The organism is Roseateles sp. GW821-FHT02E12 (genome assembly GCF_059421665.1).
Genome location: NZ_JBWKVK010000004.1, coordinates 773,945 through 799,610, shown reverse-complemented (window position 1 = coordinate 799,610; position 25,666 = coordinate 773,945). Strand labels below are relative to the sequence as shown.

The 25,666-nt window shown below is 68.3% G+C and carries 29 protein-coding genes; 14 read left to right on the top strand and 15 right to left on the bottom strand.

Annotated elements, in window-relative coordinates; genetic code table 11:
* The first annotated feature begins 3 nt into the window (after positions 1-3).
* Genes AC07V5_RS26455 through AC07V5_RS26445 form a run of 3 tightly spaced genes read left to right on the top strand, consistent with a single transcriptional unit; the run spans position 4 to position 2,083 of the window.
* Positions 4-360 (top strand): DMT family protein, encoded by a 357-nt coding sequence (locus AC07V5_RS26455; protein ID WP_495118610.1) that lies wholly within the window; start codon positions 4-6, stop codon positions 358-360.
* Positions 361-418: 58 nt separating this feature from the next.
* The gene (locus AC07V5_RS26450) at positions 419-1,066 is read left to right on the top strand and encodes a DUF47 domain-containing protein (protein ID WP_495118797.1); all 648 of its coding nucleotides are present in this window, start codon (positions 419-421) and stop codon (positions 1,064-1,066) included.
* Positions 1,067-1,072: 6 nt separating this feature from the next.
* The gene (locus tag AC07V5_RS26445; RefSeq protein WP_495118609.1) at positions 1,073-2,083 is read left to right on the top strand and encodes an inorganic phosphate transporter; all 1,011 of its coding nucleotides are present in this window, start codon (positions 1,073-1,075) and stop codon (positions 2,081-2,083) included.
* Here AC07V5_RS26445 and AC07V5_RS26440 read toward each other — a convergent pair.
* Positions 2,077-2,505 carry a TM2 domain-containing protein gene (locus tag AC07V5_RS26440; protein ID WP_495118608.1) on the bottom strand — a complete coding sequence of 143 codons (429 nt, stop codon included), beginning with the start codon at positions 2,503-2,505 and terminating at the stop codon, positions 2,077-2,079. The genes AC07V5_RS26445 and AC07V5_RS26440 overlap by 7 nt on opposite strands.
* Positions 2,502-3,050 (bottom strand): GNAT family N-acetyltransferase, encoded by a 549-nt coding sequence (locus AC07V5_RS26435; RefSeq protein WP_495118607.1) that lies wholly within the window; start codon positions 3,048-3,050, stop codon positions 2,502-2,504. The genes AC07V5_RS26440 and AC07V5_RS26435 overlap by 4 nt, the downstream gene beginning before the upstream one ends.
* Positions 3,051-3,248: 198 nt before the next feature.
* On the opposite strand from AC07V5_RS26435, the gene rpsP reads away from it, so the two are divergent.
* From rpsP to AC07V5_RS26390, 9 genes are all read left to right on the top strand, one after another.
* On the top strand, positions 3,249-3,506 hold the full coding sequence (gene rpsP, locus AC07V5_RS26430; protein WP_495118606.1) for a 30S ribosomal protein S16: 258 nt from the start codon (positions 3,249-3,251) through the stop codon (positions 3,504-3,506).
* Positions 3,507-3,511: 5 nt separating this feature from the next.
* Positions 3,512-4,102: a ribosome maturation factor RimM gene (gene rimM, locus AC07V5_RS26425; protein ID WP_495118605.1), complete on the top strand. Its 591-nt coding sequence runs from the start codon at positions 3,512-3,514 to the stop codon at positions 4,100-4,102.
* 1 nt (position 4,103) lies between these two features.
* Positions 4,104-4,844: a tRNA (guanosine(37)-N1)-methyltransferase TrmD gene (gene trmD, locus AC07V5_RS26420; RefSeq protein WP_495118604.1), complete on the top strand. Its 741-nt coding sequence runs from the start codon at positions 4,104-4,106 to the stop codon at positions 4,842-4,844.
* 136 nt (positions 4,845-4,980) lie between these two features.
* Positions 4,981-5,334: a 50S ribosomal protein L19 gene (gene rplS / locus AC07V5_RS26415; protein WP_495118603.1), complete on the top strand. Its 354-nt coding sequence runs from the start codon at positions 4,981-4,983 to the stop codon at positions 5,332-5,334.
* A 67-nt stretch (positions 5,335-5,401) separates the two neighbouring features.
* Positions 5,402-6,085, top strand: coding sequence for a CoA pyrophosphatase (locus AC07V5_RS26410; RefSeq protein ID WP_495118602.1), 684 nt, complete (start codon positions 5,402-5,404; stop codon positions 6,083-6,085).
* A 32-nt stretch (positions 6,086-6,117) separates the two neighbouring features.
* Positions 6,118-7,107: a CobD/CbiB family protein gene (locus AC07V5_RS26405; RefSeq protein WP_495118601.1), complete on the top strand. Its 990-nt coding sequence runs from the start codon at positions 6,118-6,120 to the stop codon at positions 7,105-7,107.
* 17 nt (positions 7,108-7,124) lie between these two features.
* Entirely contained in the window at positions 7,125-8,150 is a 1,026-nt protein-coding gene (gene cobT / locus AC07V5_RS26400; protein WP_495118600.1) for a nicotinate-nucleotide--dimethylbenzimidazole phosphoribosyltransferase, read from the top strand.
* A gap of 4 nt (positions 8,151-8,154) precedes the next feature.
* Positions 8,155-8,916: an adenosylcobinamide-GDP ribazoletransferase gene (gene cobS / locus AC07V5_RS26395; protein WP_495118599.1), complete on the top strand. Its 762-nt coding sequence runs from the start codon at positions 8,155-8,157 to the stop codon at positions 8,914-8,916.
* A complete protein-coding gene (locus AC07V5_RS26390; protein WP_495118598.1) occupies positions 8,916-9,437 on the top strand; it encodes a histidine phosphatase family protein in 522 nt (173 codons plus the stop codon). The genes cobS and AC07V5_RS26390 overlap by 1 nt, the downstream gene beginning before the upstream one ends.
* On the opposite strand, the gene AC07V5_RS26385 is transcribed toward AC07V5_RS26390, so the two are convergent.
* From AC07V5_RS26385 to AC07V5_RS26360, 6 genes are all read right to left on the bottom strand, one after another.
* Positions 9,407-10,606: an acyltransferase family protein gene (locus AC07V5_RS26385; RefSeq protein WP_495118597.1), complete on the bottom strand. Its 1,200-nt coding sequence runs from the start codon at positions 10,604-10,606 to the stop codon at positions 9,407-9,409. The two genes, AC07V5_RS26390 and AC07V5_RS26385, sit on opposite strands and share 31 nt — an antisense overlap.
* Before the next feature lie 7 nt (positions 10,607-10,613).
* Complete coding sequence (locus AC07V5_RS26380; protein ID WP_495118596.1) at positions 10,614-12,614, bottom strand: S9 family peptidase; 2,001 nt, start codon at positions 12,612-12,614, stop codon at positions 10,614-10,616.
* 82 nt (positions 12,615-12,696) lie between these two features.
* Positions 12,697-13,551 carry a Tim44 domain-containing protein gene (locus tag AC07V5_RS26375; RefSeq protein ID WP_495118595.1) on the bottom strand — a complete coding sequence of 285 codons (855 nt, stop codon included), beginning with the start codon at positions 13,549-13,551 and terminating at the stop codon, positions 12,697-12,699.
* Between the two features lie 57 nt (positions 13,552-13,608).
* Positions 13,609-14,313: an SDR family NAD(P)-dependent oxidoreductase gene (locus AC07V5_RS26370; protein ID WP_495118594.1), complete on the bottom strand. Its 705-nt coding sequence runs from the start codon at positions 14,311-14,313 to the stop codon at positions 13,609-13,611.
* Complete coding sequence (locus AC07V5_RS26365) at positions 14,314-14,904, bottom strand: RluA family pseudouridine synthase (protein ID WP_495118593.1); 591 nt, start codon at positions 14,902-14,904, stop codon at positions 14,314-14,316.
* Positions 14,904-15,806, bottom strand: a complete 903-nt coding sequence (locus AC07V5_RS26360; RefSeq protein ID WP_495118592.1) for a DMT family transporter — start codon at positions 15,804-15,806, stop codon at positions 14,904-14,906. The genes AC07V5_RS26365 and AC07V5_RS26360 overlap by 1 nt, the downstream gene beginning before the upstream one ends.
* Before the next feature lie 63 nt (positions 15,807-15,869).
* On the opposite strand from AC07V5_RS26360, the gene AC07V5_RS26355 reads away from it, so the two are divergent.
* A complete protein-coding gene (locus AC07V5_RS26355; protein ID WP_495118591.1) occupies positions 15,870-16,856 on the top strand; it encodes a quinone oxidoreductase family protein in 987 nt (328 codons plus the stop codon).
* A 19-nt stretch (positions 16,857-16,875) separates the two neighbouring features.
* Here AC07V5_RS26355 and AC07V5_RS26350 read toward each other — a convergent pair whose 3' ends face one another.
* The 3 genes from AC07V5_RS26350 to lspA form a co-directional block, all read right to left on the bottom strand.
* Entirely contained in the window at positions 16,876-18,342 is a 1,467-nt protein-coding gene (locus AC07V5_RS26350) for a sensor histidine kinase (protein WP_495118590.1), read from the bottom strand.
* 64 nt (positions 18,343-18,406) lie between these two features.
* Positions 18,407-19,231: a DUF2189 domain-containing protein gene (locus AC07V5_RS26345; RefSeq protein WP_495118589.1), complete on the bottom strand. Its 825-nt coding sequence runs from the start codon at positions 19,229-19,231 to the stop codon at positions 18,407-18,409.
* Positions 19,203-19,694: a signal peptidase II gene (gene lspA / locus AC07V5_RS26340; RefSeq protein ID WP_495118588.1), complete on the bottom strand. Its 492-nt coding sequence runs from the start codon at positions 19,692-19,694 to the stop codon at positions 19,203-19,205. The genes AC07V5_RS26345 and lspA overlap by 29 nt, the downstream gene beginning before the upstream one ends.
* Positions 19,695-19,807: 113 nt before the next feature.
* On the opposite strand from lspA, the gene AC07V5_RS26335 reads away from it, so the two are divergent.
* Positions 19,808-20,314, top strand: a complete 507-nt coding sequence (locus AC07V5_RS26335; RefSeq protein ID WP_495118587.1) for a DUF1269 domain-containing protein — start codon at positions 19,808-19,810, stop codon at positions 20,312-20,314.
* Between the two features lie 146 nt (positions 20,315-20,460).
* On the opposite strand, the gene ileS is transcribed toward AC07V5_RS26335, so the two are convergent.
* The 4 genes from ileS to AC07V5_RS26315 form a co-directional block, all read right to left on the bottom strand.
* Positions 20,461-23,283 carry an isoleucine--tRNA ligase gene (gene ileS / locus AC07V5_RS26330; RefSeq protein WP_495118586.1) on the bottom strand — a complete coding sequence of 941 codons (2,823 nt, stop codon included), beginning with the start codon at positions 23,281-23,283 and terminating at the stop codon, positions 20,461-20,463.
* Between the two features lie 72 nt (positions 23,284-23,355).
* A complete protein-coding gene (locus tag AC07V5_RS26325; protein ID WP_495118585.1) occupies positions 23,356-24,372 on the bottom strand; it encodes a bifunctional riboflavin kinase/FAD synthetase in 1,017 nt (338 codons plus the stop codon).
* 5 nt (positions 24,373-24,377) lie between these two features.
* The gene (locus AC07V5_RS26320) at positions 24,378-25,115 is read right to left on the bottom strand and encodes an RNA pseudouridine synthase (RefSeq protein WP_495118584.1); all 738 of its coding nucleotides are present in this window, start codon (positions 25,113-25,115) and stop codon (positions 24,378-24,380) included.
* Positions 25,112-25,660, bottom strand: a complete 549-nt coding sequence (locus AC07V5_RS26315) for a DUF3617 domain-containing protein (protein ID WP_495118583.1) — start codon at positions 25,658-25,660, stop codon at positions 25,112-25,114. Before AC07V5_RS26315 ends, AC07V5_RS26320 begins: the two co-directional genes overlap by 4 nt.
* Between the last annotated feature and the right edge of the window lie 6 nt (positions 25,661-25,666).

Here is a 25,666-nt window from a genome sequence, read left to right as displayed (position 1 = left end):
ACGATGTTCTCGACCCTCGCCGGCTGGCAGACCGTGGGGCTGCTGCTGCTGTCCAACGTCTTCATGACCTTCGCCTGGTACGGCCACCTCAACGGCCTGGCGACCAAGCCCTGGTGGATCGCCGCCCTCATCAGCTGGGGCATCGCGCTGTTCGAGTACCTGCTGCAGGTGCCGGCCAACCGCATCGGCCACGGCGCCGGCTTCAGCCTGGCGCAGCTCAAGATCACGCAGGAGGTCATCACGCTGGCCGTCTTCGTGCCCTTCAGTGTGTACTACATGGGCGAGCCGATGAAGCTGGATTTCCTCTGGGCAGGCCTGTGCCTGATGGGTGCCGTCTACTTCATCTTCCGGTCTGCTTGATGACGGTTCCGTGACGGCGCCCGCTAAACTGCGCGCCTTCAAGAATCCAAGGATGGCCATGCTATTTGGCAAGCTGCTGCCCCGTGAGGGCAATTTTTTTGAGCTTTTCAATGAGCACGGTGGTTTCATCGCAGAGGGTGCGCGCGCCTTCCTGAAGATGATCGAGAACTATGCCGACCCGACCTTGCGTCAGCAGTACGCGGACGAGGTCGACAAGGCCGAACATGCCGCCGACCGCGTCACGGCCGAAGTCAACCGGCTGCTGCATCGCACCTTCATTACCCCCATCGACCGTGAGCAGATCCACGGCCTGATCAACGCGATGGACGACATCCTCGATCTGTTGCAGGACTCGTCCGAGACGCTGTCGCTGTACGACGTGCGAGCCGTGCCTGAACAAGTGCTGCAACTGGCCACACTCAGCGTGCGCTGCTGCGAACGTGTGCAGCATGCCGTGACTCTGCTGCCCCACCTGAGCAAGCCCGCCACGACCGAGGCGGCACTGAAGACCTGCGAGGAGATCGACCGCCTGGAGTCCGACGCCGATCGCGTCATGCGCTCGGCGATGTCGCGCCTGTTCCGCGAGCAGGAGGACGTGCGCGAACTCATCAAGCTCAAGGCGATCTACGAACAGCTCGAATCCATCTCCGACCGCTGCGAAGACGTGGCCAACCTGATCGAGGGCATCGTCCTCGAGAACTCCTGATCAGGCATGGCATCCGCTGAGATCGCCTTCTGGGTGGTGGCCCTGCTCGTCGTGCTGGCGCTGCTGTTCGACTTCATGAACGGTTTCCACGACGCGGCCAACTCCATCGCCACCGTCGTTTCTACCGGCGTGCTCAAACCCCAGCAGGCCGTGCTGTTCGCCGCCTTCTTCAACGTCGTCGCCATTGCCATCTTCCAGCTCAATGTGGCGGCCACCATCGGCAAGGGCATCGTCGAGCCGGGCATCGTCGATCACCACGTCATCTTCGGCGCGCTGATCGGTGCCATCGCCTGGAACTTCATCACCTGGTGGTGGGGCATCCCGTCGAGCTCGTCGCATGCGCTGATTGGCGGCATCGTTGGTGCCGTCGTCGCCAAGGCCGGTCCGCAGGCGCTGGTGGGCGCGGGCATCTGGAAGACCGTGGCCTTCATCATCGTGTCGCCGCTGCTGGGCTATCTGCTCGGCTCGCTGATGATGGTGCTCGTTGCCTGGATCTGCCGTCACAAGTCGCCGATACGCATCGACCGCTGGTTCCGCCGGCTACAGCTCGTGTCCGCCGGCCTCTACAGCCTGGGCCACGGCGGCAACGACGCGCAGAAGACCATCGGCCTGATCTGGATGCTGCTGATCGCGGCCGGCATGGTCAACGTGGGCGACAAGGCGCCGCCGAGCTGGGTCATCGTCGCCTGTTACATCGCGATCGGCCTGGGCACGATGTTCGGTGGTTGGCGCATCGTGCAGACCATGGGTCAGCGCATCACCAAGCTCAAGCCTGTGGGCGGGTTCTGTGCCGAGACGGGCGGGGCGATCACGCTGTTCGTCGCCACGTCCTTGGGCATCCCGGTGTCGACGACGCACACCATCACCGGCGCTATTGTTGGCGTGGGCTCGGTGCAGCGCGCCTCGGCCGTGCGCTGGGGTGTGGCCGGCAGCATCGTCTGGGCATGGATCTTCACGATCCCGGCTGCGGCGCTGATGGCCGGCGTCTGCTACTGGATCAGTTTCGCGATCTACTGACCGGTCTGCGATTCGAAATAGCGCTGGGCGCTGAAGGCAATGGTTGCCATCAGCGCCGTGCCGCCGATGAACAGGCACAGCACGACGCCGATGATGGCTGCCCAGCCGCCCGTCGAGGCCGGCTGCCCGGCGTTGAAGCGTGCATTCCAGCGCTCATCCGGCATCAGGCCGTAGACGATGCCGCCCAGCAGGGCGGCGACGACGCTGAGGCCCAGCAGCGGCAGCAGCAGCCAGGCCAGGCGGTCGTCCTGGCCGAGTGTGTCCATGCGCTGCAAACCCATCAGCCCGAGCAGGGTTGGCAGTGGGAAGGTCCAGGCCCAGCGATCCTTGAGCCCGTGCAGGTAGAAGCGGTGCAGGCCGAAGACGCCGACGAGGAGCGCCAGCCAGGTCGCGACGGCTTTGTGCTTGACGGCTCCGCTCATTCGGCGGCCGCAGCGCTGTCGCCCAGGCCCAATGTGCGTTGCATCAGCACGACGTCCAGCCAGCGATCGAACTTCCAGCCGGCACTCTTCAACACGCCGGTGTGCTCGAAGCCCAGCGCCGTGTGCACGCCAACGGAGCCGGCATTGGCCGCGTCTCCGATGACAGCCAGCATCTGGCGCGCGCCAGCGGCCTCGCAGCGGGCCATCAGTTCGGCCAGCAGCAAGCGGCCCACGCCCTGGCCCTGGGCAGCGGGCGAGAGGTAGATGGAGTCTTCGACGCAGAAGCGGTAGGCGAGGCGAGGGCGGAAGTAGTTGGCGTAGGCATAGCCCAGCACCTGGCCGTCACGCTCCGCCACCAGCCAGGGCAGGTCGCGACCCAGCACCTCTTGGCGGCGGCGGCCCATCTCGTCGACGCCGGGCACCTCGGTCTCGAAGGTGCCGGTGCCGTGCAGCACGGCCTGGGCATAGATGGCCTGGATGGCTGGCAGGTCGGCGTCGGTGCTGGGGCGGATGCGCAAAGGGGCGGCGTGAGAAGTCTGAGACATATCTTGTCTGAAATTGATTGCGATCGAGTTTATAATGCTGAGTTCTGGTGCCGGCAGTGGGGAGCCGCAGCGTATCTACGGCGCCAGTGACGGTGGCAACACCGGCGGAAACTCACCGCGAACGATCTGCTCGCCCTGAGTGTCTCCTGGTGCGGTGATCGCCAAATTCATCATCACGTCATCAGTTTAGGAAACATCATGGTTGTCATTCGTCTTGCCCGCGGCGGTTCCAAGAAGCGTCCCTTCTACAACATCGTCGTCGCCAACAGCCGCCAGCGCCGTGACGGTCGCTTCATCGAGCGCGTCGGCTTCTACAACCCCGTCGCCTCCGGCGCCGCTGAAAAGCTGCGCGTCGAGCAGGACCGCGTGAGCTACTGGCTCGGCGTCGGCGCCCAGCTGTCGCCCACGGTTGCCCGCCTGGTGGGTGACGCGAAGACGGCTGCGGTTGCCGCCTGACTTTCGTGGTTGGCAACAAGCCTCAAAAAGACGGCGCTTCGGCGCCGTCTTTTGCTTCCTGGCCTGAGGATCTGCAGCCGGTCGGCCGCATCCTGGACGCCTGGGGCATCAAGGGTGGCCTGAAGGTGCAGGCTTATTCGGTCGACGCGGGCGCGCTGTTCAGCGCCAAGACCTGGTACCTGAAGTCGACGGGCCCCAAGCCATCGCAACTGGTGCTGGCCGTGCGCTCGGTGCGCGAGCAGGGCGAGGGCATCGTCGCCACGGCCGAGGGCGTGGATGACCGCAACGCCGCCGAAGCCTTGCGCGGCCACGAGATCTTTGTGCCCCGCAGCGACTTCCCCCGCACCTCGGACGGTGAGTACTACTGGGTCGACCTGATCGGCCTGGAAGTCATCAACCGCGAGTCGCAGGCGCTGGGCCGTGTCATCGGGCTCATCGACACCGGCCCGCACGCGGTGTTGCGCATCCTGCCGCCCGGCGTGGAAGAGCCCGCCAAGCCGGACCAGGAGCGCTTGATCCCCTTCGTCGAGGCTTTCATCGTTGACGTGAGCCTGGAAGCCAAGCAGATCCGTGTCGACTGGGGCGTGGACTACTGACGTGCGCTTCGACGTCCTGACGATCTTCCCGGAGCTGTTCGCGCCGCACCTGACGCACGGCGTCACGCGGCGCGCCTTCGAGAGCCGACAGGTCGACGTGCGCCTCTGGCCGCTGCGGGACTTTGCCGAGGGCAACTACCGGCGCGTCGACGACCGCACCTTCGGTGGCGGCCCCGGCATGGTCATGCTGGCCGAGCCGCTGGAAAAGGCACTCGCGGCCGTCAAGGCGGACCGCGACGAGGCGGAGCCCGCCGTCATCCATTTCACGCCGACCGGCGCCCGCATCGATCAGCCCCGCGTGCAGGCGTTGGCCACCGGCCCCGGTGCCATCCTGCTGTGCGGCCGCTACGAAGGCATCGACCAGCGCGTGCTGGACCGCCATGTCACGCTGGAGCTCAGCCTGGGCGACTTCGTGCTGTCGGGCGGCGAGCTGCCCGCGCTGACCCTGCTTGATGCCGTCGCGCGCCTGCAGGACGGCGTGCTGGGCGACGCCCAGTCCCATCAGCAGGACAGCTTTTCGGACGGCCTGCTGGACTGCCCGCACTACAGCCGCCCCGAAGTGCTGGCCGATGGCCGCGAGGTGCCTGCCGTGCTGCTGTCCGGCCACCATGCCGACATCCGGCGCTGGCGTCGCGAGCAGGCGTTGGCGCTCACGGCGGCGCGGCGGCCCGAGTTGATCGAGGCGGCCCGCGCGGCCGGCCGACTCAGCAAGGCCGACGAGGCCTTCCTGGCCAAGCTCTAGGCAAAACCCGCGACTCACGCTAAACTAGAGGGCTGTCCGATCCTCTGGCGGGTCGAGTGGACTGGAATCCTTCAAAAGGAATCCAGCTGCAAACATCCTGATAAATAGCGCCCCGCCAAGATCCGTAGGAGTACAGATGGACCTGATCCAAACCCTTGAGCAAGAAGAAATTGCTCGCCTGAACAAGACGATCCCCACGTTCGCCCCTGGCGACACCGTGATCGTCAGCGTCAACGTCGTTGAAGGCACCCGCAAGCGCGTGCAGGCTTATGAAGGCGTCGTGATTGCCAAGCGCAACCGCGGCCTGAACAGCAGCTTCATCGTCCGCAAGATCTCCAGCGGCGAAGGCGTCGAGCGTACTTTCCAGCTCTACAGCCCGCTGATCGCGACCATTGAAGTCAAGCGTCGTGGCGATGTCCGCCGCGCCAAGCTGTACTACCTGCGTCAGCGTTCGGGCAAGTCGGCGCGTATCAAGGAAAAGCTGGCCTAATCAGCCGGTTCCCACCGCCAAAGCCGCCAGGGCGTACGCTCTTGGCGGCTTTTGTTTTTTCTGCCGCATGACTCGACCCGCCATCACCCAGCCCCAACTCGTGCCGGTCACGAGCGTCGATGACCATCTGCCTGCCGTTCCTGCCGCCGCGCTGACCGCCGAGGCGATTCGCAGCCGGCTGGAATCGCTCTCGGCCTGGACGCCCGAGTTCGCTGGCGACGGTGGGCTGTTCGCCGGCCGTGAGCCCTCGGGCGCGGCCGTCTTGATCCCGCTCGTGCAGCACGAGTCAGGGCTGAACCTGCTGCTGACCCGCCGCACCGACCACCTGCGTGACCACGCCGGCCAGATCAGCTTCCCCGGCGGCCGCGTCGAGCCCGAGGACGACGGCCCCATCGCGACGGCGCTGCGCGAAACGGAAGAAGAGATCGGCCTGTCGCGCCGCCACATCGAGGTCATCGGCCAGTTGCCGATCTATTCGACGGTGACGGCCTTCCAGGTCACGCCGGTTGTCGCCCTCGTCGAGCCCGGCTTCACGCTCACACTCGATGACTTCGAAGTCGCCGAGGCCTTCGAGGTGCCGCTGGCTTTCCTGATGAATCCGGCCCATCACCGCCACCACCGTTTCGAGTTCGCAGGTGCCGAGCGGCGCTTCCTGTCCATGCCTTGGCAGGGGCCTGAACGCGAGTACTTCATCTGGGGCGCAACGGCAGCGATGTTGCGGAACCTCTACCGTCTGCTTGCCAACGCCTGAGCGCACGCACAGCGCCACTATCATCCCGGCCCATGAATTTCTTCGCGGTGCTGCTGGCCCTGTTGTGTGAGCAACTCAAGCCCCTGAGACATGGCAATCGGGTGCACCAGTCCGTCATCGCCTGGGTGCGCTGGACGGGCCGCAACTTCGACGCGGGCGACGAGCACCATGCTGTCGTCGTCTGGGCCATCACGGTTCTGGTACCAGGCCTGGCTGTTGCGCTGATCTATCTGGCCCTGCGCCATTTCAGCCTGCTGCTGGCGCTGGGGCTGGACGTGCTCGTGCTCTACCTGACGCTGGGCTTCCGCCAGTTCAGCCACTACTTCACCGACATCCGCGATGCGCTGGAGCGTGGCGACGACGCGACCGCGCGCCAGTTGCTGGCCGAATGGCGGCACCTCGATGCAAGCGAGCTGCCGCGCACGGAGCTGATCCGCCACGTCATCGAGCATTCGCTGCTTGCTGCCCACCGTCATGTCTTCGGTGTGTTCTTCTGGTTCATCGTGTGCTCGACCATCGGCCTGGGGCCGGCCGGTGCGGTGGTCTACCGCATGGCCGAGTTCGCCGGCCGCTACTGGGCCTTTAAGAGCCGCACGCTGGACGCGCCCACCAACACCCGGCTGCTGGCCCTGTCGCGCCAGGCCTTCACGTGGATCGACCATCTGCCCGCACGGCTGACGGCGACGGGCTTCGCCATCGTCGGCAACTTCGAGGAAGCCGTGAACGGCTGGCGCCGCGACGCCAGCCTGTGGCTGCATTCGAACGAGGGCATCATCCTGGCGTCCGCCGCCGGCGCCGTTGGCCTGCAGCTCGGTGGCGCGGCCGCGCCTGGCATCACGCCGGACCGCAGCAAGACCTTCGACGCGGGCTCCGAGCCCGATGCCACCGGCGCTGCCGGCTCAACGGCCGGTGCACCGCCTCAACTCGGCCATCTGCAGAGCGTCGTCGGCCTGGTGTGGCGCTCCGTCGTGCTGTGGATGCTGCTGCTGGCGCTGCTGACCCTGGCCAATCTCGTCGGCTGACCGCCGACCCCACTCCGATGAACTTTCCCGAACTGCCGGCCCTGGCCGAGCCCAGCCTGAGCGCGCGCGTGCAACACGCGCTCGACCACAAGACCAAGCCCCTGGGCGCACTGGGCCGCATCGAAGCGCTGGCCTTGCAGCTTGCCTTGATCCAGGGTGTCGAGAAGCCGGCCCTCTCTCAGCCCCAACTCGTCGTCTACGCGGCCGACCATGGCCTGTCGCGGCGCGGCGTCTCGGCCTATCCGCGCGAGGTCACGCCGCAGATGGTCGCCAACATGCTGGCGGGCGGCGCCGCCGTGTCCGTGCTGGCGCGCCAGCAAGGCCTCTCGCTGAGCGTTGCCGACTGCGGCGTCGATGCGCCGTTGGCACAAGGCGCCATCGACCTGCGCATCGCACCCGGCACCGCCGATGCGAGTGCCGGGCCAGCCATGTCGGCCGAGCAGGCCGAGCGCGCGCTGGGCAACGGCATGGCCTTGGTGGAGCGCCTGCCTGGCAACGCGTTGCTGCTGGGCGAGATGGGCATCGGCAACACCTCGTCGGCCAGCCTGCTGATGCAGCGCCTGACCGGCCTGCCGCTGGCTGACTGCGTCGGCCGCGGCACGGGGCTGGACGATGCCGGCCTTGCTCGCAAGCTCGCGGTGCTCGACGAAGCCCTGGCTACGAACACCACAGCGCAGTCGCCCTTGGAGATCGCCGCTGCGTTGGGGGGCTTCGAGATTGTCACGATGGCCGGCAGCGTCATCGCCGCCGCGGCCCAGCGTCGTGTCGTTGTCGTTGACGGTTTCATCACGACGGCCGCCGTTGCGTTGGCCGAGGCGCTGCGCCCGGGCGTGTTGGCAGCCTGCGTCTTTGCCCACCGTTCGGCCGAAGGCCCGCATGCACGTTGGCTGCAGCAACTGGGTGCGAGGCCGCTGTTGGACCTGGACCTGCGCCTGGGCGAGGGCAGCGGCGCCGCGCTGGCCTGGCCGCTGCTGACTGCCGCGTGCGCGCTGCTGGCCGACATGGCCAGCTTCGAGAGCGCCGGCGTCAGCAACCGCGAGTAGTCGTGTGCGGCTCTTCCTCGTCGCGCTGCAGTTCCTGACCCGGTTGCCGGTGCGGCTGAGCCGCTTTGAGCCGACGTGGCTGAACGACTGCGTTCGCCATTTCCCGCTGGTCGGCGCGCTGGTCGGCGCCGTCGGTGCGGCGGTGCTGGTCGGTGCCGCCCAGCTCTGGCCGGCCTGGGTGGCCGCCGTGCTTGCGCTGGCAGCAACAGTGGCTCTGACCGGCGGCTTTCACGAGGACGGCCTGGCCGACACCTTCGATGCGCTCGGCGGCGTCGTGCCGCGCGACAAGGCGCTGGCCATCATGAAGGACTCCCGCATCGGCAGCTACGGCGCGCTGGCCCTGGCGCTGTCACTGCTGCTGCGCGCCACGCTGCTGGCCGTGCTGGCAACGCGCCCGGTGCTGGGCATCGTCGCAGCGCTGCTGGCCAGCCACGCCTTCGCACGCGCGGCGGCGGTCGGCGTCATGGTCAGCCTGCCTTACGGCGGCGATGCTGAGCATGCCAAGGCCAAGCCACTGGCCCTGGCGGTCGCGCCGCGCAACCTGGTGCTGGCGTTGGGCTGGTGCAGCCTGCTGGCGCTGGCACTGGTGGCGCTGGGCGTCCAGGCGCCCCGGCTGCTGGCCGCCGCGGCCGCTGCGGCCATTGCCGCACTGCTGATGCGCCAGTGGCTCCAGCGCCGCCTGGGTGGCTACACGGGAGACGGCCTCGGCGCCACCGAGCAACTCGCCGAGATCGCCGTGCTGCTCGTCTTCACGGCGTCGGTTTGATGGCGGCGTTCACGATCTGGCGCCACCCCAGGCCGCGGGGTGCCGAGGGCCGCTGCATCGGTGCCCGCACCGACCTGCCGGTGGACCGGCGCAAGGCCAAGCGCCTGGCACACCGCATTCGCACGCACGCGCGGCGCCATGGGCTGCCTCGCGAGGTTGTCACGTCGCCGCTTGCCCGTGCTGCGGCAGTAGGCCGTTGGCTGAAGCGCTGGGGGTTTCGCTGGACGGTCGACTCGGCGCTCGCCGAGATGGACTTCGGCCGCTGGGACGGTAGGCCTTGGAGCGACATCCCGCCGGCCGAGTTCGAGCGCTGGATGGCTGATTTCTGCGGCTTTGACTTCGATGGCGGTGAGTCGCTGAATGCGCTGCTGGCGCGCGCGGCCGCCTGGCAGCCAGGTTGTGCGCTGGCCGTCGGGCATGGCGGCTGGATCAACGCCCGGCGGTGGCGCGGCGGCCCACCTGAGCCTGCCACGTGGCCAAAGCCGCTGGCCTACGCCACCTGCCTGTCCGCCGACCGCTGAAGCCGACGGCGCAGCGCTGCCGTCACGGTCGTCGTGGCCCGCATCGCCGGGGCCTCGATGAAGTGATAGCTCGCGTGGCTGGCCAGCACGACCACCGGCGCCAGCGCCAGCACCCAGCCCCAGTGCACCGCCACGGGCAAGGCCGCGCCCGGTTTGTCCACCCCGAGCACAAAGTGGAAGAGGTAGAACAGCAGGATGCCGTGCAGCAGATAGATGCTGTAGGCCGCCTCGCCCAGCAGGCGCGAGACCGGATGCAGCAGCAGGCCGAAGAGGCTGTTGCCGCAGGCGATCAGCACGAAGGCGACGGCGAGCAGCGCGAGTGCGCCGTAGTCGGTGGCCTGGGGAAACAGCGTCACCGCGGTAGCCAGGCAGCCGAGGATCAACACGCTGGCCACGCGGCTTGCAGCCCAGCGGCACAGCAGCTTTGAGCGGCAGCCCACGGCGGCCGCCATGCCGCCGGCAAAGGCCCAGAGATGCACTGGCAGCGCATGCCAGTTCAGCAGCGCCGCGGTCGACACCAGGGCCAGCAGCAGATAGGGCCAGCGTGGCAGCACGCCCACCGTCAACGCCAGCAGGGGCAGGGCGCCGTAGAAGAACCATTCGTAGGGCAGGGACCAGGTCACGCCCGCGACGACGATCTTGGTCAGCTCGACCTGGTTGATCGGCGGGTTGCCATACATCGTGAAGCCCAGCCAGCGCAGCGCCTGCCTGGCGACGGTGCGGGCAGGGTCATGCAACTCGCCGCCAGACAGCACGGCCACCGTCGTGAACAGCAGCAGCATGACGAAGAGATACAGCGGCACGAGGCGCAGCACGCGCGACACGAAGAGCTTGAGCCAGTCCAGCGGGCGCTGACGTGCGTCGATGAGCTTCGAGAAGAACAGGAAGCCCGTGATCATGAAGAACAGGGCGACGCTGCTGTGACCCAGGTGGGTGTAGAGCTGCGAGGGCGGTTGCTTCCATTCGCCGCTGTGGGAATAGAAATACCAGATGCAACCGTGGTGCAGGAAGACACCCAGGGCCAGGTAGCCGCGCAGCCCGTCGATGCTCGCGAAGCGGCCGGCGACGGGCGGCGCGCTGGAGCGCCAATTCAGCAGCGCCGCCGTGGCGAACGCCAGCAGCAGCGCCGCGACCGCCGGCAGCGGGCTGACCGGGCCGAGCAGGTTCAAGCCGGGCCTACTTCAGCACCGTCTGCTGCATGAACAGCACGGTGGCGTAGAACTGGTAGTCCTGGTTGTCCTTCTTCTGGAAACCATGGCCCTCGTTGTCGGCGCGCAGGTACCAGACGGGCGTGCCGCCCTGGCGCACGGTCGCGACGATCTGCTCGGCCTCGGTGTAGGGCACGCGCGGGTCGTTCTTGCCCTGGATGACGAACAACGGCTTCTTGATCTTGGCCGCATTGGTCAGCGGCGAGATCTTGTCCAGGTGGGCCTTCATCGCCGGGTCGCGCTCGTCGCCGTACTCGACGCGACGCAGGTCGCGGCGGTAGCTCTCGGTGTTGTTCAGGAAGGTCACGAAGTGCGAGATGCCGACGACGTCGATGGAGCCGGCGATGCGGTCCGCGTAGTTCGTCGACACGGCCAGCGTCATGTAGCCGCCGTAGCTGCCGCCGGTGACCAGCACGCGCGAAGCGTCGAGGTCGGGCTGGGTGGCGATCCAGTCGAGCAGGGCGCCGATGTCCTTGACCGAGTCCTCGCGCTTGAAGCCGTTGTCCATGGCCAGGAAGCTCTTGCCGTAGCCGCTGGAGCCGCGCACATTGGGCTGGATCAGCGCCATGCCCAGTTCCTGCACGTAGTAGGCGCTGCGGCCGAGGAAGCCGAAGCTGGCCTGTGACTCCGGGCCGCCGTGGATGGAGATCAGCACGGGGCGCTTGCCGGTGAACTTCTTGGGCGGTGCGGTCAGCAGGCCCGAGATGGCCGTGCCGTCGAAGCTCTTCCAGCGCACGATCTTCTGCTCGCTGAAAGCCGAGGTGTCGAGGCCGGGTGCCGCTGCCGCACGGGTCCATTGCTGGACCTTGCCGTCCGAGCCCAGCGAATAGATCTGGCTGGGGCCTTGGGCGTTGCTGATCGAGAAGGCCAGGTCGCCGCTGCCGTGGTGGTAAGCCGCCGCACCGACGTTCCCGTTGGGCAGGGCAGCCGGGGCGGGCACTTCCTTGGCCGTCGTGGCATCGAAGAAATGCAGCTCGTCACGGCCGTCGACGTTGAACTGCGCCGCCAGTTTGCTGCCGTCTTCGGTCTGCGTGACGCCGCTGACGTCCCAGGCGATGTGGCTGCTGACGCGGTCGATGCGGCCGCTGGCGAGGTCCAGCTTCATCAGCTCGCGGAACTCGCCGGCGCGGTCGCTGGCGATCCACAGCGTGCGGCCATCGGGTGCCCAGCCGGTCGGCGAGTAGCTGGCCTTGGCCTCCTGGCTGCCGGCGCTGGGCGCGACCTGCTTGGGCACGCCGCTGGCGAGATCCAGCATCCAGATCTGTGACTCGTTGGCGGATAGATAGCGCGTCAGCGAGATCAAGCGCTCGTCGGGCGAGGGGCGGCCTGCGAACCAGCCGCCGCCGTCCAGTTCCGCCAACTTGCGGCGGCCTTCCGGCTTGGTCGGGTCCATCAGCCACAGCGTCGTCGTGATCTTGGTGCGCGTGCCGCCCTGGGCGGTGCGGTCGATGGGCACGGACGAGTAGATGAGCTGGCCGCTCTTGCGCAGCCAGCTGTTGATCGAGTGGCGCTCGTCGGGGCTGGTCAGCAGCACGGGCTGTGCGCCGGCCTGGTTCAGCGGCAGACGGTAGATCTGCGCCACCTCGTTGCCGCCCGTGGCGCGCTCGAAGACGATGTACTGGCCGTTGCGCGGCTCGTAGGTGGCGCGCGTGACCGGGTCGACGCCGTCGGTCAGTTGCTCGCCGTCGGTCAGCGGCGTGGTCACGCGGAAGATCTGCGCGGTGTTCGCGCCGGCCTTGCGGTGGCTGACGAGCATCTCGCGCTGGGTGGGGTGCCAGTCGGAGAAGGCGTGGCCGCGGAAGTCGTTGTAGCGGCCGATGGCATCGGCCAGGCTCTGTGGCACCGGCGGGATGCCCTGGGCCAGCAGGTTGGCATTGGGCGCGACGATGGGCGTCGGTGCGGGCGAGGACGCGCACGCAGCCAGCAGGGCCGTGCCGAGGGCGCAGAGGGAAAGACGCAAGCGAATCATGTGGGGCCTCAAAAGGGAATGGGCGCTCGAAGCGCCCATTCTCGACGGGGTTGGACTCGGGTCTAACCCGCTGTGACTTGCGTCATGCGGTCTGCTGGATGCCGGCGATCAGCCAGCCGTCGCCGGACTTGGCCAGATGCCAGATCTCGTCGAAGTTCTCGGCCGCCTGCTCGCTCTTCTCGCGCACCAGGCCCCAGAAGCGCACGGAGACGATCTGTTGGCCGTCCTCCGTGGCAACGTCGACGACGCGGGCGTCGAGCTGCAGCACCTCGGTGCGTTGGGCCAGGCCGCCGCGCTCCAGCAGATCGTGCTGGATGCTGGCGTACATCTGCGGCGTCGTGAAGCGGCGCAGATCGGCCTGGTCACCGGCGTCGTTGGCGGCCTGCAGGCGGATGAAGACCTGCTTGGCCAGCGGCTCGAAGCCAGCGGTGTCGAAATCTGCCGGTACGGCGGCTGCAGCAGCAGCCGTGCCGGCGGTGGCGGCCGGTGCATTCCACGCCGGCTCGGCCTCGCGGAAGTTGACGCCGTTGGCACCTGCCAATTGCGGCTTGGGAGCGGCAAAGCGGCGCACCAGGAAGCGAATGACAAACACCGCCACCAGGCCCAGCAGCACCATCGTCATGATGCTGGCCAGTTCGCCGCCAAAGCCGAAGTGGCTGGCCAGCGCGGCCAGGCCCAGGCCGGCGGCCAAGCCGGCGATGGGGCCGAGCCAGGAACGCTTGGGCGCGGGGGCAGCCGCCGCGGGTGTCGCGGCGGCCTGTTTGCCCGGAGCGGCCTGCTGGGGCGCGGGTTGCTGGGCCGGAGGTGTCTGCGGCGCAGTCTGCGTGGGCACGCTGCGCTTCATGCCGCCGCCGGAGAGGCGTTTGGCCTCGGCGTCCTGCATGGGGAGAGCCAGGGTCAACGCGACGGCAAGGGTTGCGGCGAGGATGCGGTTCAAGCGAGTCTCCAATGAGTTGGAATGCGAGTCCGAAAGCTGGGGCTCGACTCAGTATTTTCAAGCATCTCGGATATCGGAAACTACGGTTTTTCCGAAGTCTGGCCGCAAGACAAACCGAACAATGGCCGCCGCCGTGTCCTCGGCGGTCTGCAATTGGCCGCCGTCCTTCAGCCCCTGGAAGCGGGTCTGCTCGGGAAAGAGGGCTGGGTCCGCACCGCGCAGCTGAACCTGCATGTCGGTATCGATGACGCCAGGCGCCAGCGACACGACGCCCACGCCCGGCTCCTCGAGCGCGAGCGCCCGGCTGAGGTGGTCCAGCCCCGCCTTCACGGCGCAGTAGGACGCGCTGCCCGCCATCGCGCGGCGGCCCAGCCCGGAAGAGATGTTGAGGATGCGCCGCGTGGGCACGCCCGCCGTCTCGGCCAGGAAGACACGGCTCAGCAGCGTCGGCGCCTCCAGCCCCACGCGCAGCGCCGCGGACAGGCCGGCCAGGTCGGAGGCCGCCAGCGGGCCGGGTTCGCTGAGCAGCGCGGCGTTGTTGACCAGCGTGGCGCTCTGCCAGCCCGTGTTGGCGCGCAACCAGGTCTGCAGGCGCTCGGCGGCGGGCAAGGGGTCGGCCAGGTCCAGCGCCCACTGCTCGGCGTTGAGCGCCGCGTTCTGGCGGCGGGCGATGCCGATGACCGTATTGCCGGCGACGGCCAGTTGTTGAACGAGGGCGGCGCCGAGGCCGCGCGAGCTGCCGGTGACGATGTAGAGATGCATTCAGAACTCCGCAGGGCTGATGAAATGCTGGCCGCCGATCAGCAACTCGCTGGCATGCAGCAGCAGGCGAGGGCTGGCGGCGGCGATGTCGGGTGCAGCGTAAAGCGTGTCGCCCAGGATGGCATGGCCGACGGCGGCGAGGTGCACGCGCAACTGGTGGGTGCGGCCGGTCAGGGGTTCAAGGGCAACTCGCGTGTGAGCGCCTTCCAGGCCCAGCACACGCCAGCGGGTCAGCGAGGGCTTGCCGCGGTCCCGATCGATCTGCTGACGCGGGCGATTGGGCCAGTCCGCGCCGATCGGCAGGTCGATAAGGCCTTCGCCGTCGAGATGGCCCGCAACGATCGCGACGTAGACCTTGCCGACGCGGCGCTCGGCGAACTCGGCGCTGAGCTCGCGCTGGGCGTCGGCACCGCGCGCGAACAGCAGCAGGCCGGAGGTGGGTTGGTCCAGCCGGTGGACGATCAGCGCATCCGGGTAGATCGCCCGCACGCGCGCACTCGCGCAGTCCGGCTCCGTGCGCCCGGGCACGCTGAGCATGCCGGCCGGCTTGTCGATGACGACCAGGCGGTCATCCACGTGCAGCAGCCGCATCAGCGTGACGACACGAGGATGCCGGCCGCGATCAGCACGAAGGCCAACCCGTGGTACCAGGCCGGGGCGACACCCAGCAGTGCCGTGGAGATGACGGCCGCGAACACGGGCGTCAGGTTGACGAAGAAGCCAGCAAGCGCCGGGCCGGCCTCGGCCACGCCCAGGCCCCAGCAGCGGTAGGCGATCAGCGACGGGCCGATGGCGACATAGACCAGCACGGCGACGAGCATCGGGCTCCAGTGGATGCTTGCTGGCGCGACGGCCTGTTCCACACCGGCCGCCACGCCCGAGAAGACGACGCCGAACATCAGCTGCGCCATCAGCGCCTCGGCCCAGTTCCAGTCCGGCTTCTCGCCCGGCCGCAGCCCCGGCGCCGGCCGCGCCAGCATCCACGAGTAGACGGCCCAGGTGAAGATGGCCACCAGCATCAGCAGGTCGCCCGGCACGAAGTGCACGGCCAACAGCGCCGCCGGGTCACCGCGCGCGATGACGACCGCCACGCCGGCCAGCGACAGTGCGGCGCCGGCCAACTGGCTGCGCTTGGGCTTCACGCCGTAGAACACGGCGCCCACGCCGATCATCCAGACCGGCATGCTGGCGGTGATGAGCGTGACATTCAGCGGCGACGAGGTGTGCAGTGCCAGGTACTGCAGCGAGTTGTAGCAACCCATGCCCAGGAAACCCAGCCAGGCGAGGCCTCGCCAGCGGGCCAGTGCCTCGCGCGGGTTGGCCAGCAGCCGGCGCGCCAGCGGCGCCAGCAGCAGGAAGGCGAGCCCCCAGCGCAGCGCGTTCAGCGCCATCGGCGGGATGTCGTCCCGCACCATGCGGCCGATGACGGCATTGCCGGCCCACAGCAGGGGCGGCAGCGTCAGCAGCAGGGCAAGGCGTGGGGTCAGTTTCATCAGGCGGCAGCGCGCTCGGCAAAGGGCTGGCACGATACCGGACCTTGCAACAGGAGACGCCGCATGAGTGAAAAGGCCGTGGTCATCGAAGCCCCTGGTGGGGCCGAGCAACTCAAGCTGGTGGACGTCGAGGTGGGCGCGCCCGGCGCCGGCGAGATCCGCATCCGCCACGAGGCCTGCGGGCTGAACTACATCGACGTCTATCACCGCAACGGCACCTACCCGCTGGCCCTGCCGGCCCGCCTGGGCATGGAGGGCGCGGGCGTCGTCGAGGCGGTGGGCGAGGGCGTTTCCCACCTGAAGGTTGGTGATCGCGCGGCCTACGCCAGCAACCCGCCTGGCGCCTACGCCACGGCCCGCGTGATGCCGGCCAAGTGCGTGCTGAAGCTGCCCGACACGATCAGCTTCGAGACCGGCGCGGCCATGATGCTCAAGGGCCTGACGGTGCAGTACCTGCTGCGCAAGACCTTGCCGCAAGGCGGGCTGCAGGCCGGCGACTTCGTGCTCTTCCATGCTGCTGCGGGTGGTGTGGGTCTGATCGCTTGCCAGTGGGCACGGGCCCTGGGGCTGCAGCTGATCGCCACGGCGGGCAGTGACGAGAAGTGCCAGCTCGCGCTGGAGAACGGCGCGTCGCACGCGATCAACTACCGCAGCGAGGACTTCGCCGCACGCGTGCGCGACATCACCGGCGGCCGTGGCGTGAAGGTGGTCTACGACTCGGTGGGCGCCGACACCTGGGAGGGCTCGCTGAACAGCCTGGCGCCCTTCGGCTTGCTGGCCAGCTTCGGTGCGGCATCAGGCCCGGTGCCGCCGTTCAGCATCGGTACGCTGGCGGCCAAGGGCTCGGTCTATGTGACTCGGCCGACGCTGTTCACGCACATCGCCACCCACGAGGCCACGCAGGCCATGGGCGACGACCTCTTCAGCATGGTGGACAGCGGCCAGGTCAAGATCCGCATCGACAAGCGCTACACGCTGTCCGACGTGGCCGAGGCCCACCGCGATCTTGAAGCGCGCCGCCTGATCGGCAGCGCCGTGCTGCTGCCCTGAGACAGCCGGTTGCGGCGCCTCAGAGGATGCGCCGCAGCGCGATCTCGAAGCTGAAGCAGGAACCCAGGCCGGGCGCGCTCTCGACGCTGACGGCGCCGCCCATCAAGGCCACCAGGCGCTGCACGATGGTCAGGCCCAGGCCCGTGCCGCCGTAGCGCCTCGTGATGCTGCCGTCGGCCTGGATGAAGGGGTCGAAGATCTGGCCGATCTGCTCCCGCGTCATGCCGATGCCGGTGTCGGTCACGGACCCGCGCAGACGCAGGCACGAGGGCGGGTCGTCTTCTTGCACTTCGGCCAGGGCGATCTCGATGCGCACCTCGCCGTGCTCGGTGAACTTCAGCGCGTTGCCCACGAGGTTGATCAGCACCTGGCGCAGGCGCAGCGCGTCGCCCACCAGCCAGGACGGCACGCCGGGCTGCACGCGGGTGTGCAGCTGGATACGCTTTTCGTGGGCCTGCAGCAGCAGCGGTTGCAGCGCTTCGCCCAGGCAGTCGTGCAGGCTGAAGGGGGTTTCTTCGATGACGATGCGGCCGGCCTCGATCTTGGCCACGTCCAGCAGGTCGTTGATGATGGTCATCAGCCCCTTGGCGGACTGGTGGGCCATGCCGATGAAGCGGCGCTGGCGCTCGTCGAGTTCGGTCTGCAGCACGAGTTCGGTCAGGCCCAGCACGCCGTTCATGGGCGTGCGGATCTCGTGGCTCATGTTGGCCAGGAAGGAACTCTTGGCCTGGCTGGCGGCCTCGGCGGCCTCGCGCGCGGCGACGAGGGCGGCCTGGCTGGCCTTGAGGTCGGCGATGTCGCGTGCGTTGAAGAGCATCACCGTGGCACCGGTAACGGGGTCGCGCATCGGCCGCGCGTCCAGCGCATGCCAGCGCAGGCCGGCCAGGGTCTGCAGCTCGACGTCCTGGCGGCAGGCCTCGCCGCGCAGCACGCGGCCGAGGATGTTGTCGGCGTCTTGGGCGTGGGCGAAGAGGCGGGTGAACTCGGTGCGGTCGGCGGCCGGTGGCGTGTCGCCGAAAGTGAGCGCTGCGGCCGGATTGCGCATCAGCAGCTCGCCCTGGGCCAGGCCGAAGACGGCGATGCGCACGGAGGTGTGCTGCAGCGCCTCGACGCCGCGCAGCAGGCCGAAGTCGGCGCCGCCGCCCAGTGATTCGGCTGCGAACAACATGACCTGGCGGCGGTCCGGTGTGCGCATGCCGCGTGAGACCAGCATCACCGTCGTCGGCTCGCCCTTGGGGTAAAGCGTCCACTGCTCGCGGACGATCTTCCCCTGGGCATGGTCGGCCGCCGTGACGGCCAGGCGCTCACGCACCGCGTCGCCATGCTCGGAGAAATCGCGCGACAGGAATTCTTCCGCGCTGTCTGCATGCCAGAAGCGCAGGGCAGCAGCGTTGGCCCAGAGGTTGCGCTGCTGTTCGGGGTCGAAGACCCACAGAGGGACGTCGAGCCAGTCGTAGTGGCTCAGGCTGGCGAAGTCGAGGAGCATGGGGGGTCGGAAGCGGAGCGCGATTGTCACCGTTTGTCACAGGTGCTCCGTGTGAACTACTGCGCTATCCGGTGGCGGGCAGACCCAGGGCCGCTCGGTAGGCATGCCAACTGGCGTGGCCCAGCCAGGGCCCGACGACGAGGAGGCCGGCGAAATACGGCAGCATCGCGAGCACAACCAGCGTCGTCACGACGACGCCCCAGAACAGCATGACCAGCGGCTGGGTCAGGCAGAGCTTGAGGCTGGCCAGGCCGGCGGTGACCGCGTCGGTGTCGCGGTCCAGCAGCAGCGGCATGGCGATGACGCTGACCGCGAAGATCAGGCCGGCGAAGACGGCGCCGACGGCGAGGTAGGCGGCGATGAAGCCGAGGTTGTCGGGGTTCAGCAGTTGGTGCAGCGAGCCAGCGAAGTCCGGCATGCCGCTGAAGCTGACGGCAAAGACGACCAGCGCCGCCCGGCCCCACAGCATCTCCAGGATGAGCAGCACGAAGCCGAAGATCGCGATCTGGCGCACGTTGGCCAGCCAGGCGCCGAGCGCGTCCTCGATGCTGGGCGGCTCACCGCGCTCCAGGCGCAGGCTGACCTGGTAGAGCCCGAGGCACAGCAGCGGCCCGAGCAGCAGGAAGCCGGCACACAAGGCCAGCGTGTAGATGGGTGCATGGCGGAACACCATCAGCACGGCCAGGCCCATCAGCGCGAAGCAGGCGCCGAAGAAGCCGCCGATGGCGGGTGCGCGCCGCAGGTCGGCCCAGCCCAGTTCGAGCCATGTCAGCGGCGCCAGGAAGGGCAGGTGCCGCAGCGGCGGGCCGAGCTCGACGGCGGGTTCGGGAACGTAGGGCGTGTAGCCGGGCGGCGTTTGCTCAGGTGCGTCGGACACGACGGAGTTCATCCAGGATCAACAGGATGGCTCCGATGGTGATCGCACTGTCGGCGACGTTGAAGGCGGGGAAGTACCAGCCGCCGGCGTGGACCTGGATGAAGTCGACGACGTAGCCGTGGATGGCGCGGTCGATGACGTTGCCCAAAGCGCCGCCGAGGATCAGCGTCAGCGCCCAGGCGAACGTCTTCTGGTGGCCGTGGCGGCGCAGCATCCAGATGATGAAGCCGGCCGCACCCAGGCCCAGGGCCAGGAAGAACCAGCGCTGCCAGCCCGAGGCGCCGTGCAGGAAGCTGAAGGCAGCGCCATAGTTGTGCGCGCGCACCAGGTTGAAAAAGCTGGTCACCGGGTGGGTATCACCGAGCTGGAAGCTGCCGATGACGAGGATCTTGGTGAGCTGATCGGCCACGATGATGACGGCGGCGATCAGCAGCCATTGGGTCAGGCCGGCGGAGGCAGAGGAGCGGGAGGCCATGGGCAGCAGTGGAATGCGAGGGGCGTCAATGTAACTTGCCGGCCGCACGGGGCTTGTAGGCGCACGAGAAGCGGCGTAGAAGTGGAGTCCTCCCGTTGATCCTGGAGGAGACCATGCGCAAACGCATCTACTGGTTGCTGCCCGACCTGGGCAGCGCACGGCGCACGATGGACGAGCTGTTGCTGGCCCGCATCACCGAGCACCACATCCACTTCGCGGCCAACGAGGGCGCTTCCATGGACGGCCTGCACGCCGCCAATGTGCTGCAGACCTCCGACTTGGTGGAGGCCGCGCAGACCGGCGCGCTGATCGGCTCGGGCCTGGGCGCCGCGGGCGGCGTGGCGGCCGCCTTCGCCGTCAGCGCGGCGTCGCCGGCGGCCGTGGTCATCGGCCTGGCCATGGTGGGCGCCATGCTGGGCACCTGGTCGGCCAGCATGATCGGCAGCTCCACACCAAGCCGGCGCCTGAAACGCTTCGAGAAAGCGATTGCCGACGGCCAGTACCTGCTCATCGTCGACGTGCCACGCACACGTGTCACCGAGATCGAGCAGTTGCTGGAGCGCACCCACCCCGAAGCGCACTTCGAGGGCATGGAGCCGAACGTTCCGGCGTTTCCGTGAGCCTCTCGCTCAGCCTTGCGCGCTGAACGCGGGCAAGGCTGATCGGTCCCGCGGGGGGGGGGGGACGGCGATGCTCGCGGGGAATGCCCCGCTCGCACATCGCCAGACGGGCCTGCTTGGGAGCGGCCCGGCGCTCGGCCCGTGGGTCAGGCGATGGTGCGGGTCTCGCCCGCGCCGTGCAGGTTGCTGTCGCAACGCCCGCACAGCGTCGGGTGGGCCGCGATGCTGCCGACGTCGGCGCGGTAGTGCCAGCAGCGCTCGCACTTGGCGTGCGCGCTGGGCGTCACGACCACACCGAGCTGAGCCGCCGACACCAACTTGACCGCGGACGTGATGAACACGAAGCGCAGGTCCTGGCCCAGGCTGCGCAGCAGCGCCTCGTCCTGCTCGTTGACCTGCAGCACCAGCTCGGCCTGCAGCGAAGCGCCGACGGCGCCGGTCACACGCACCGCTTCGATGGCCTTGTTGACCTCGTCGCGGATCTCGTGGATGCGGGTCCACTTGGCCAGCAGGCCGGCGTCAGTCGTACCGAAGTTCCAGTACGTCTCGGTGAAGATGCTCTCGCCCTTGGCGAACACCGCCCAAGCTTCTTCGGCCGTGAAGCTGAGGAAGGGCGCCATCCAGCGAAGCATGGCGTGCGTGATCTGCCACAGCGCCGTCTGCGCCGAGCGGCGAGCCAAGCTCTTGGGCGCCGTCGTGTAGAGACGGTCCTTCAGCACATCGAGGTAGAAGGCGCCGAGGTCTTCGGAGCAGTAGACCTGCAGTTTCGAGACGACCGGGTGGAACTCGTAGCGCTCGAAGTGGCTGAGGATGTCGGCCTGCAGCTCGGCGGCACGGGTCAGTGCGTAGCGGTCGACTTCCAGCAGCTGTTCGGGCGAAACGGCATCCGTCGCCGGGTCGAAGTCGCTGACGTTGGCGAGCAGGAAGCGCAGCGTGTTGCGCACGCGGCGGTAGCTGTCCACCACGCGGGCCAGGATCTTGTCGTCCAGGCCCAGATCGCCCGAGTAATCGGTCGCAGCCGTCCACAGGCGCAGGATCTCGGCGCCGTACTTGTCCGACACGGCCTGCGGCGCGACGACGTTGCCGTCTGACTTGCTCATCTTGCGGCCCTTGCCGTCGACGACGAAGCCGTGGGTCAGCAGGCCCTTGTAGGGCGCGCGGCCGTAGAGCGCGCAGGCGATCAGCAGTGACGAGTGGAACCAGCCGCGGTGCTGGTCGTGGCCTTCGAGGTACAGGTCGGCCTCGGGGCCGGTCTCGTGGCCGGCACCCTTGTGGCTGCCCTTGAGCACGTGCTCGAACGTGGAGCCGGAGTCGAACCAGACGTCCAGGATGTCCTGGCCCTTGGTGTAGTGCTCGGCCTCGGCGCCCAGCCACTCGGCCGCGTCCAGCTTGGACCAGGCCTCGATGCCGTTCTGTTCCACCAGTTGGGCGGCACGCTCGATGAATTCCAGCGTGTTGGGGTGCGCCTCGCCCGTGTCCTTGTGCAGGAAGATGGGCAGCGGCACGCCCCAGCTGCGCTGGCGCGAGATGCACCAGTCGGGCCGGCCGGCGATCATGTCGTGCAGGCGGGCGCGGCCGTTCTCGGGGTAGAAGCTGGTGGCTTCGATGGCGGCGAGTGCCGTCTCGCGCAGCGACTGCGGGGCCTTGCTCGTCGTGAACAGGCCGTCGCCGTCATCCATGCGCACGAACCACTGCGCCGCAGCGCGGTAGATGACGGGCGACTTGTGGCGCCAGCAGTGCGGGTAGCTGTGGGTCAGCTTGCTCTGGGCCATCAGGCGGCCGGCGTCCAGCAGCGTTTGCGCAACGACGGGATTGGCCTTCCAGATGTGCTGCCCACCGAACAGCGGCAGGTCGGCCGCGTAGGCGCCGTTGCCCTGCACCGGGTTCAGGATGTCGTCGAAGGCCAGGCCGTGGGCCACGCAGGAGTTGAAGTCGTCCAGGCCATAGGCGGGCGACGAGTGGACGACGCCGGTGCCGTCGTCGGCCGTTGCGTAGTCGGCCAGGTAGACCGGGCTTTCGCGGTCATAGCCGGGGTGCACGTGGGCCAGCGGGTGCTTGAACTTCAGCAGCTCCAGCGAGCGGCCGGGCGTGGTCGCGACGACGTTGCCTTCCAGCTGCCAGCGCGCCAGGCACTTCTCCACCAGCGCTTCGGCGACGACGAAGTAGCCCTTGGGCGTGTCGACCAGCGCGTAGGGCAGCTCGGGGTTCAGGTTCAGCGCCTGGTTGGCGGGGATGGTCCAGGGCGTCGTCGTCCAGATGACGGTGAACGCTTCCTTGGCCAGCGGTGCGACGCCGAAGGCTGCTGCCAGCTTCTCGGGCTCGGCCGACAGGAAGGCGACGTCGACGGCGGGCGACTGCTTGTCGGCGTACTCGATCTCGAACTCGGCCAGCGACGAGCCGCAGTCGAAGCACCAGTAGACGGGCTTCAGGCCGCGGTAGACGAAGCCGCGCTCGAACAACCGCTTCAGGACGCGGATCTCACCGGCCTCGTTGGCGAAGTCCATCGTCTTGTACGGGTTGTCCCACTCGCCCAGCACGCCCAGGCGCTTGAAGTCCGCGCGCTGGCCGTCGATCTGCTCGGTGGCGTAAGCGCGGCTCTTGGCCTGCACCTCGTCGCGCGGCAGGCCGCGGCCGAAGGTCTTCTCGATCTGGTTTTCGATGGGCAGGCCGTGGCAGTCCCAGCCCGGGATGTAGGCCGCGTCAAAGCCCGCCAGCTGGCGCGCCTTGACGATCATGTCCTTCAGGATCTTGTTCGCGGCGTGGCCGATGTGGATCTGGCCGTTGGCGTAGGGCGGGCCGTCGTGCAGCACGAACTTCGGGCGGCCACAGCTGGCGTCGCGCAGGCGCTTGTAGAGGCCTTGCTCGTCCCAGGCCTTGACCCAGCCCGGCTCGCGCTTGGGCAGGTCGCCGCGCATCGGGAAGGGCGTGTCGGGCAGGTTGAGCGTGGAACGGTAGTCCGGGGTGGTCATGGCATGCGGCCAGGCTGCGGGCCTGGCGGTCGAGAAGCGGGAAGGGCGGAATGAGAGCGGCGGGGAGCCGCTTCAAATTCGGTCGCGCGTGGTCTGGCGACGCTGGGCCGCGTGGGTGGCCAGGAAGGCGCGAGCTGCCTCGGTGTCGGCGGCAATCGCGGCCGTGAGCGCGTCCAGCCCGTCGTACTTGGCTTCGTCGCGAAGTTTGTGCAGCAGTTCCACGCGGGCGAGTTTACCGTAGCCCCCCTCCGCGCTGAGGGGCCAATCCAGGCAGTGGACTTCCAGCAGCACGCGGCCGGCGTCTTCGACGGTGGGCCGGCGCCCCAGGCTGGCGACGCCCGGCAGCGGCTCGGGCGCGAGGCCGTGCACGTGGACGGCGAAGATGCCGTGCGCGGCCGGTTTGTCGTGCGGGAAGCGCAGGTTCAGCGTGCGGAAACCGTCGGCGGCGCCAGGCGCGGTTTCGCCCAGCTGGCGGCCCAGCTTGCGGCCGTGCGTGACATGACCCGAGATGGCATAGGGCCGGCCCAGCAGTGATGTGGCTGTGGCCATATCGCCCGCAGCCAGCGCGTCGCGCACGGCCGAGCTGCTGACACGCAGGCCGTGCACCTCGTAGCTCATCATGCGGGCGACGTCGAAGCCACGTGCCTGGCCGGCGGCGTCCAGCGTCGCGTAGTCGCCCTGGCGCTTGGCGCCGAAGCGGAAGTCGTCGCCGACGAGCACGTAGCGCGCGCCCAGGCCCTCGACGAGCACCTGGCGGATGAAGTCCTGCGCCGGCAGGGAGGCCAGCGCTTCGTCGAAACGCAGGATGACGACCTGGTCCACGCCGCAGCGTTCCAGCTCACCGAGCTTGTCGCGCAGCGCGGCGATGCGGGCGGGCGCCAGCTCGGGCCTGCCGGCCTTGGCGGCGAAGAAGTCGCGCGGATGCGGCTCGAAGCTCAGCACGCAAGTCGGCAGCCCGCGGTGGCGGGCCTCGGACTGCAACAGCGCCAGCATGGCCTGGTGGCCACGGTGCACGCCGTCGAAGTTGCCGATGGTCAGTGCGCAGGCGGGGGCGATGCCGGGGTGGTGAAAACCTCTGAAAACTCGCATGGAGCCTATTGTCCCCAGACCTCGGCGGGGCTGGCGATCCAGCGCCATTCACCGGGCTTGAGGTCTGCGGGAATCGTCAAGGCACCGAACTGCGGCCGGTGCAGAGACTCAACCCGATTACCTACGGCAGCCACCATGCGCTTGACCTGGTGGTACTTGCCCTCCACCAGCGTCAGGCGCAGTAGCGTCTCGTCGACGATCTCGGCGCCTTCGGCCTTGCTGATCTCGGGCGGGCGCTGGAACTTGCTTGGCACCTTGCTTTCGGGCTCCTTCAGTTCGACGCCCGCCAGCAGCTGCTCCACCATCGCCGCCGTCAGCGCATGCTTGCAGCGCGCCTCATACACCTTGGGCACATGGTGTTTGGGCGAGGTCAGCTTGTGGATCAGCGTGCCGTCATCGGTCAGCAGCAGCAGGCCGGTGGTGTCCTCGTCCAGCCGGCCGATGGGCTGCACACCGCGCTCGCGCAACGGCGGCGGCAGCAGGCTCAGCACGCTGGGGTGGTGCTTGGGTTTTTGCGAACACTCGTAGCCGGCGGGCTTGTTCAGCAGCACCAGCGCCTTGTCGAAGACCGGCCATTCCAGGCCATTGATCGTGAAGCGCAGCCCCTCGGTCTCGAACTCGGTGTCGGGTTCTTCGACCACCTCGCCATTGACCATGACCTCGCCGTTCCACACCAACCCGGCGCACAGGCGCCGCGTCCCGAAACCCTGACTGAACAGGATGTGAGAGAGCCGCTGCTTCACTTGGTCCGGGACTTCGTCGGCTGCACATCGCCACAGTCGGCGCCCAGCCAGCGGCCTTCGCCGCTGACCTTGGTCGTTTCCGTCTTGCCCTGGCGCTCCCGGCGGATGGTCACGTCGTTCGTGAAGCCGTCGCTGCCGCGCAGCGTGATGATGGCATCGCCTTCGGAGGCCGGGTCGGTGCAGACGAAGTGCGTCTGGATGACGCTGCCGCTGCGCTTGACGTCCTGGGTGCAGCTGCCCTGGTGATTCACCGGCGCCATGTTGCGCTCGGCCTGCTCCTTGGTGACGCAGGTCTTGAGGCTGATGACGCCACCCGCCATGTTCACGCTGACGCCGCGCTGGGCCATCATCTGCTCGACCATTTTTCGCTGCTCGGCCGGCATGTTCTCCATGGCCTTCTGCGCCTGCGCCATCTGGGCCTGGCGCGCCGGATCGAGCTGGGGCGTCTGTTTGAACTCCCACAGCCCGGGTTTCATGGTCTGGGCTTGGCTGGAGATGGGGGAGATGCCGGCCAGGGCGGCCAGCAGGAGCAGGGTGTACTTCATCGGGTG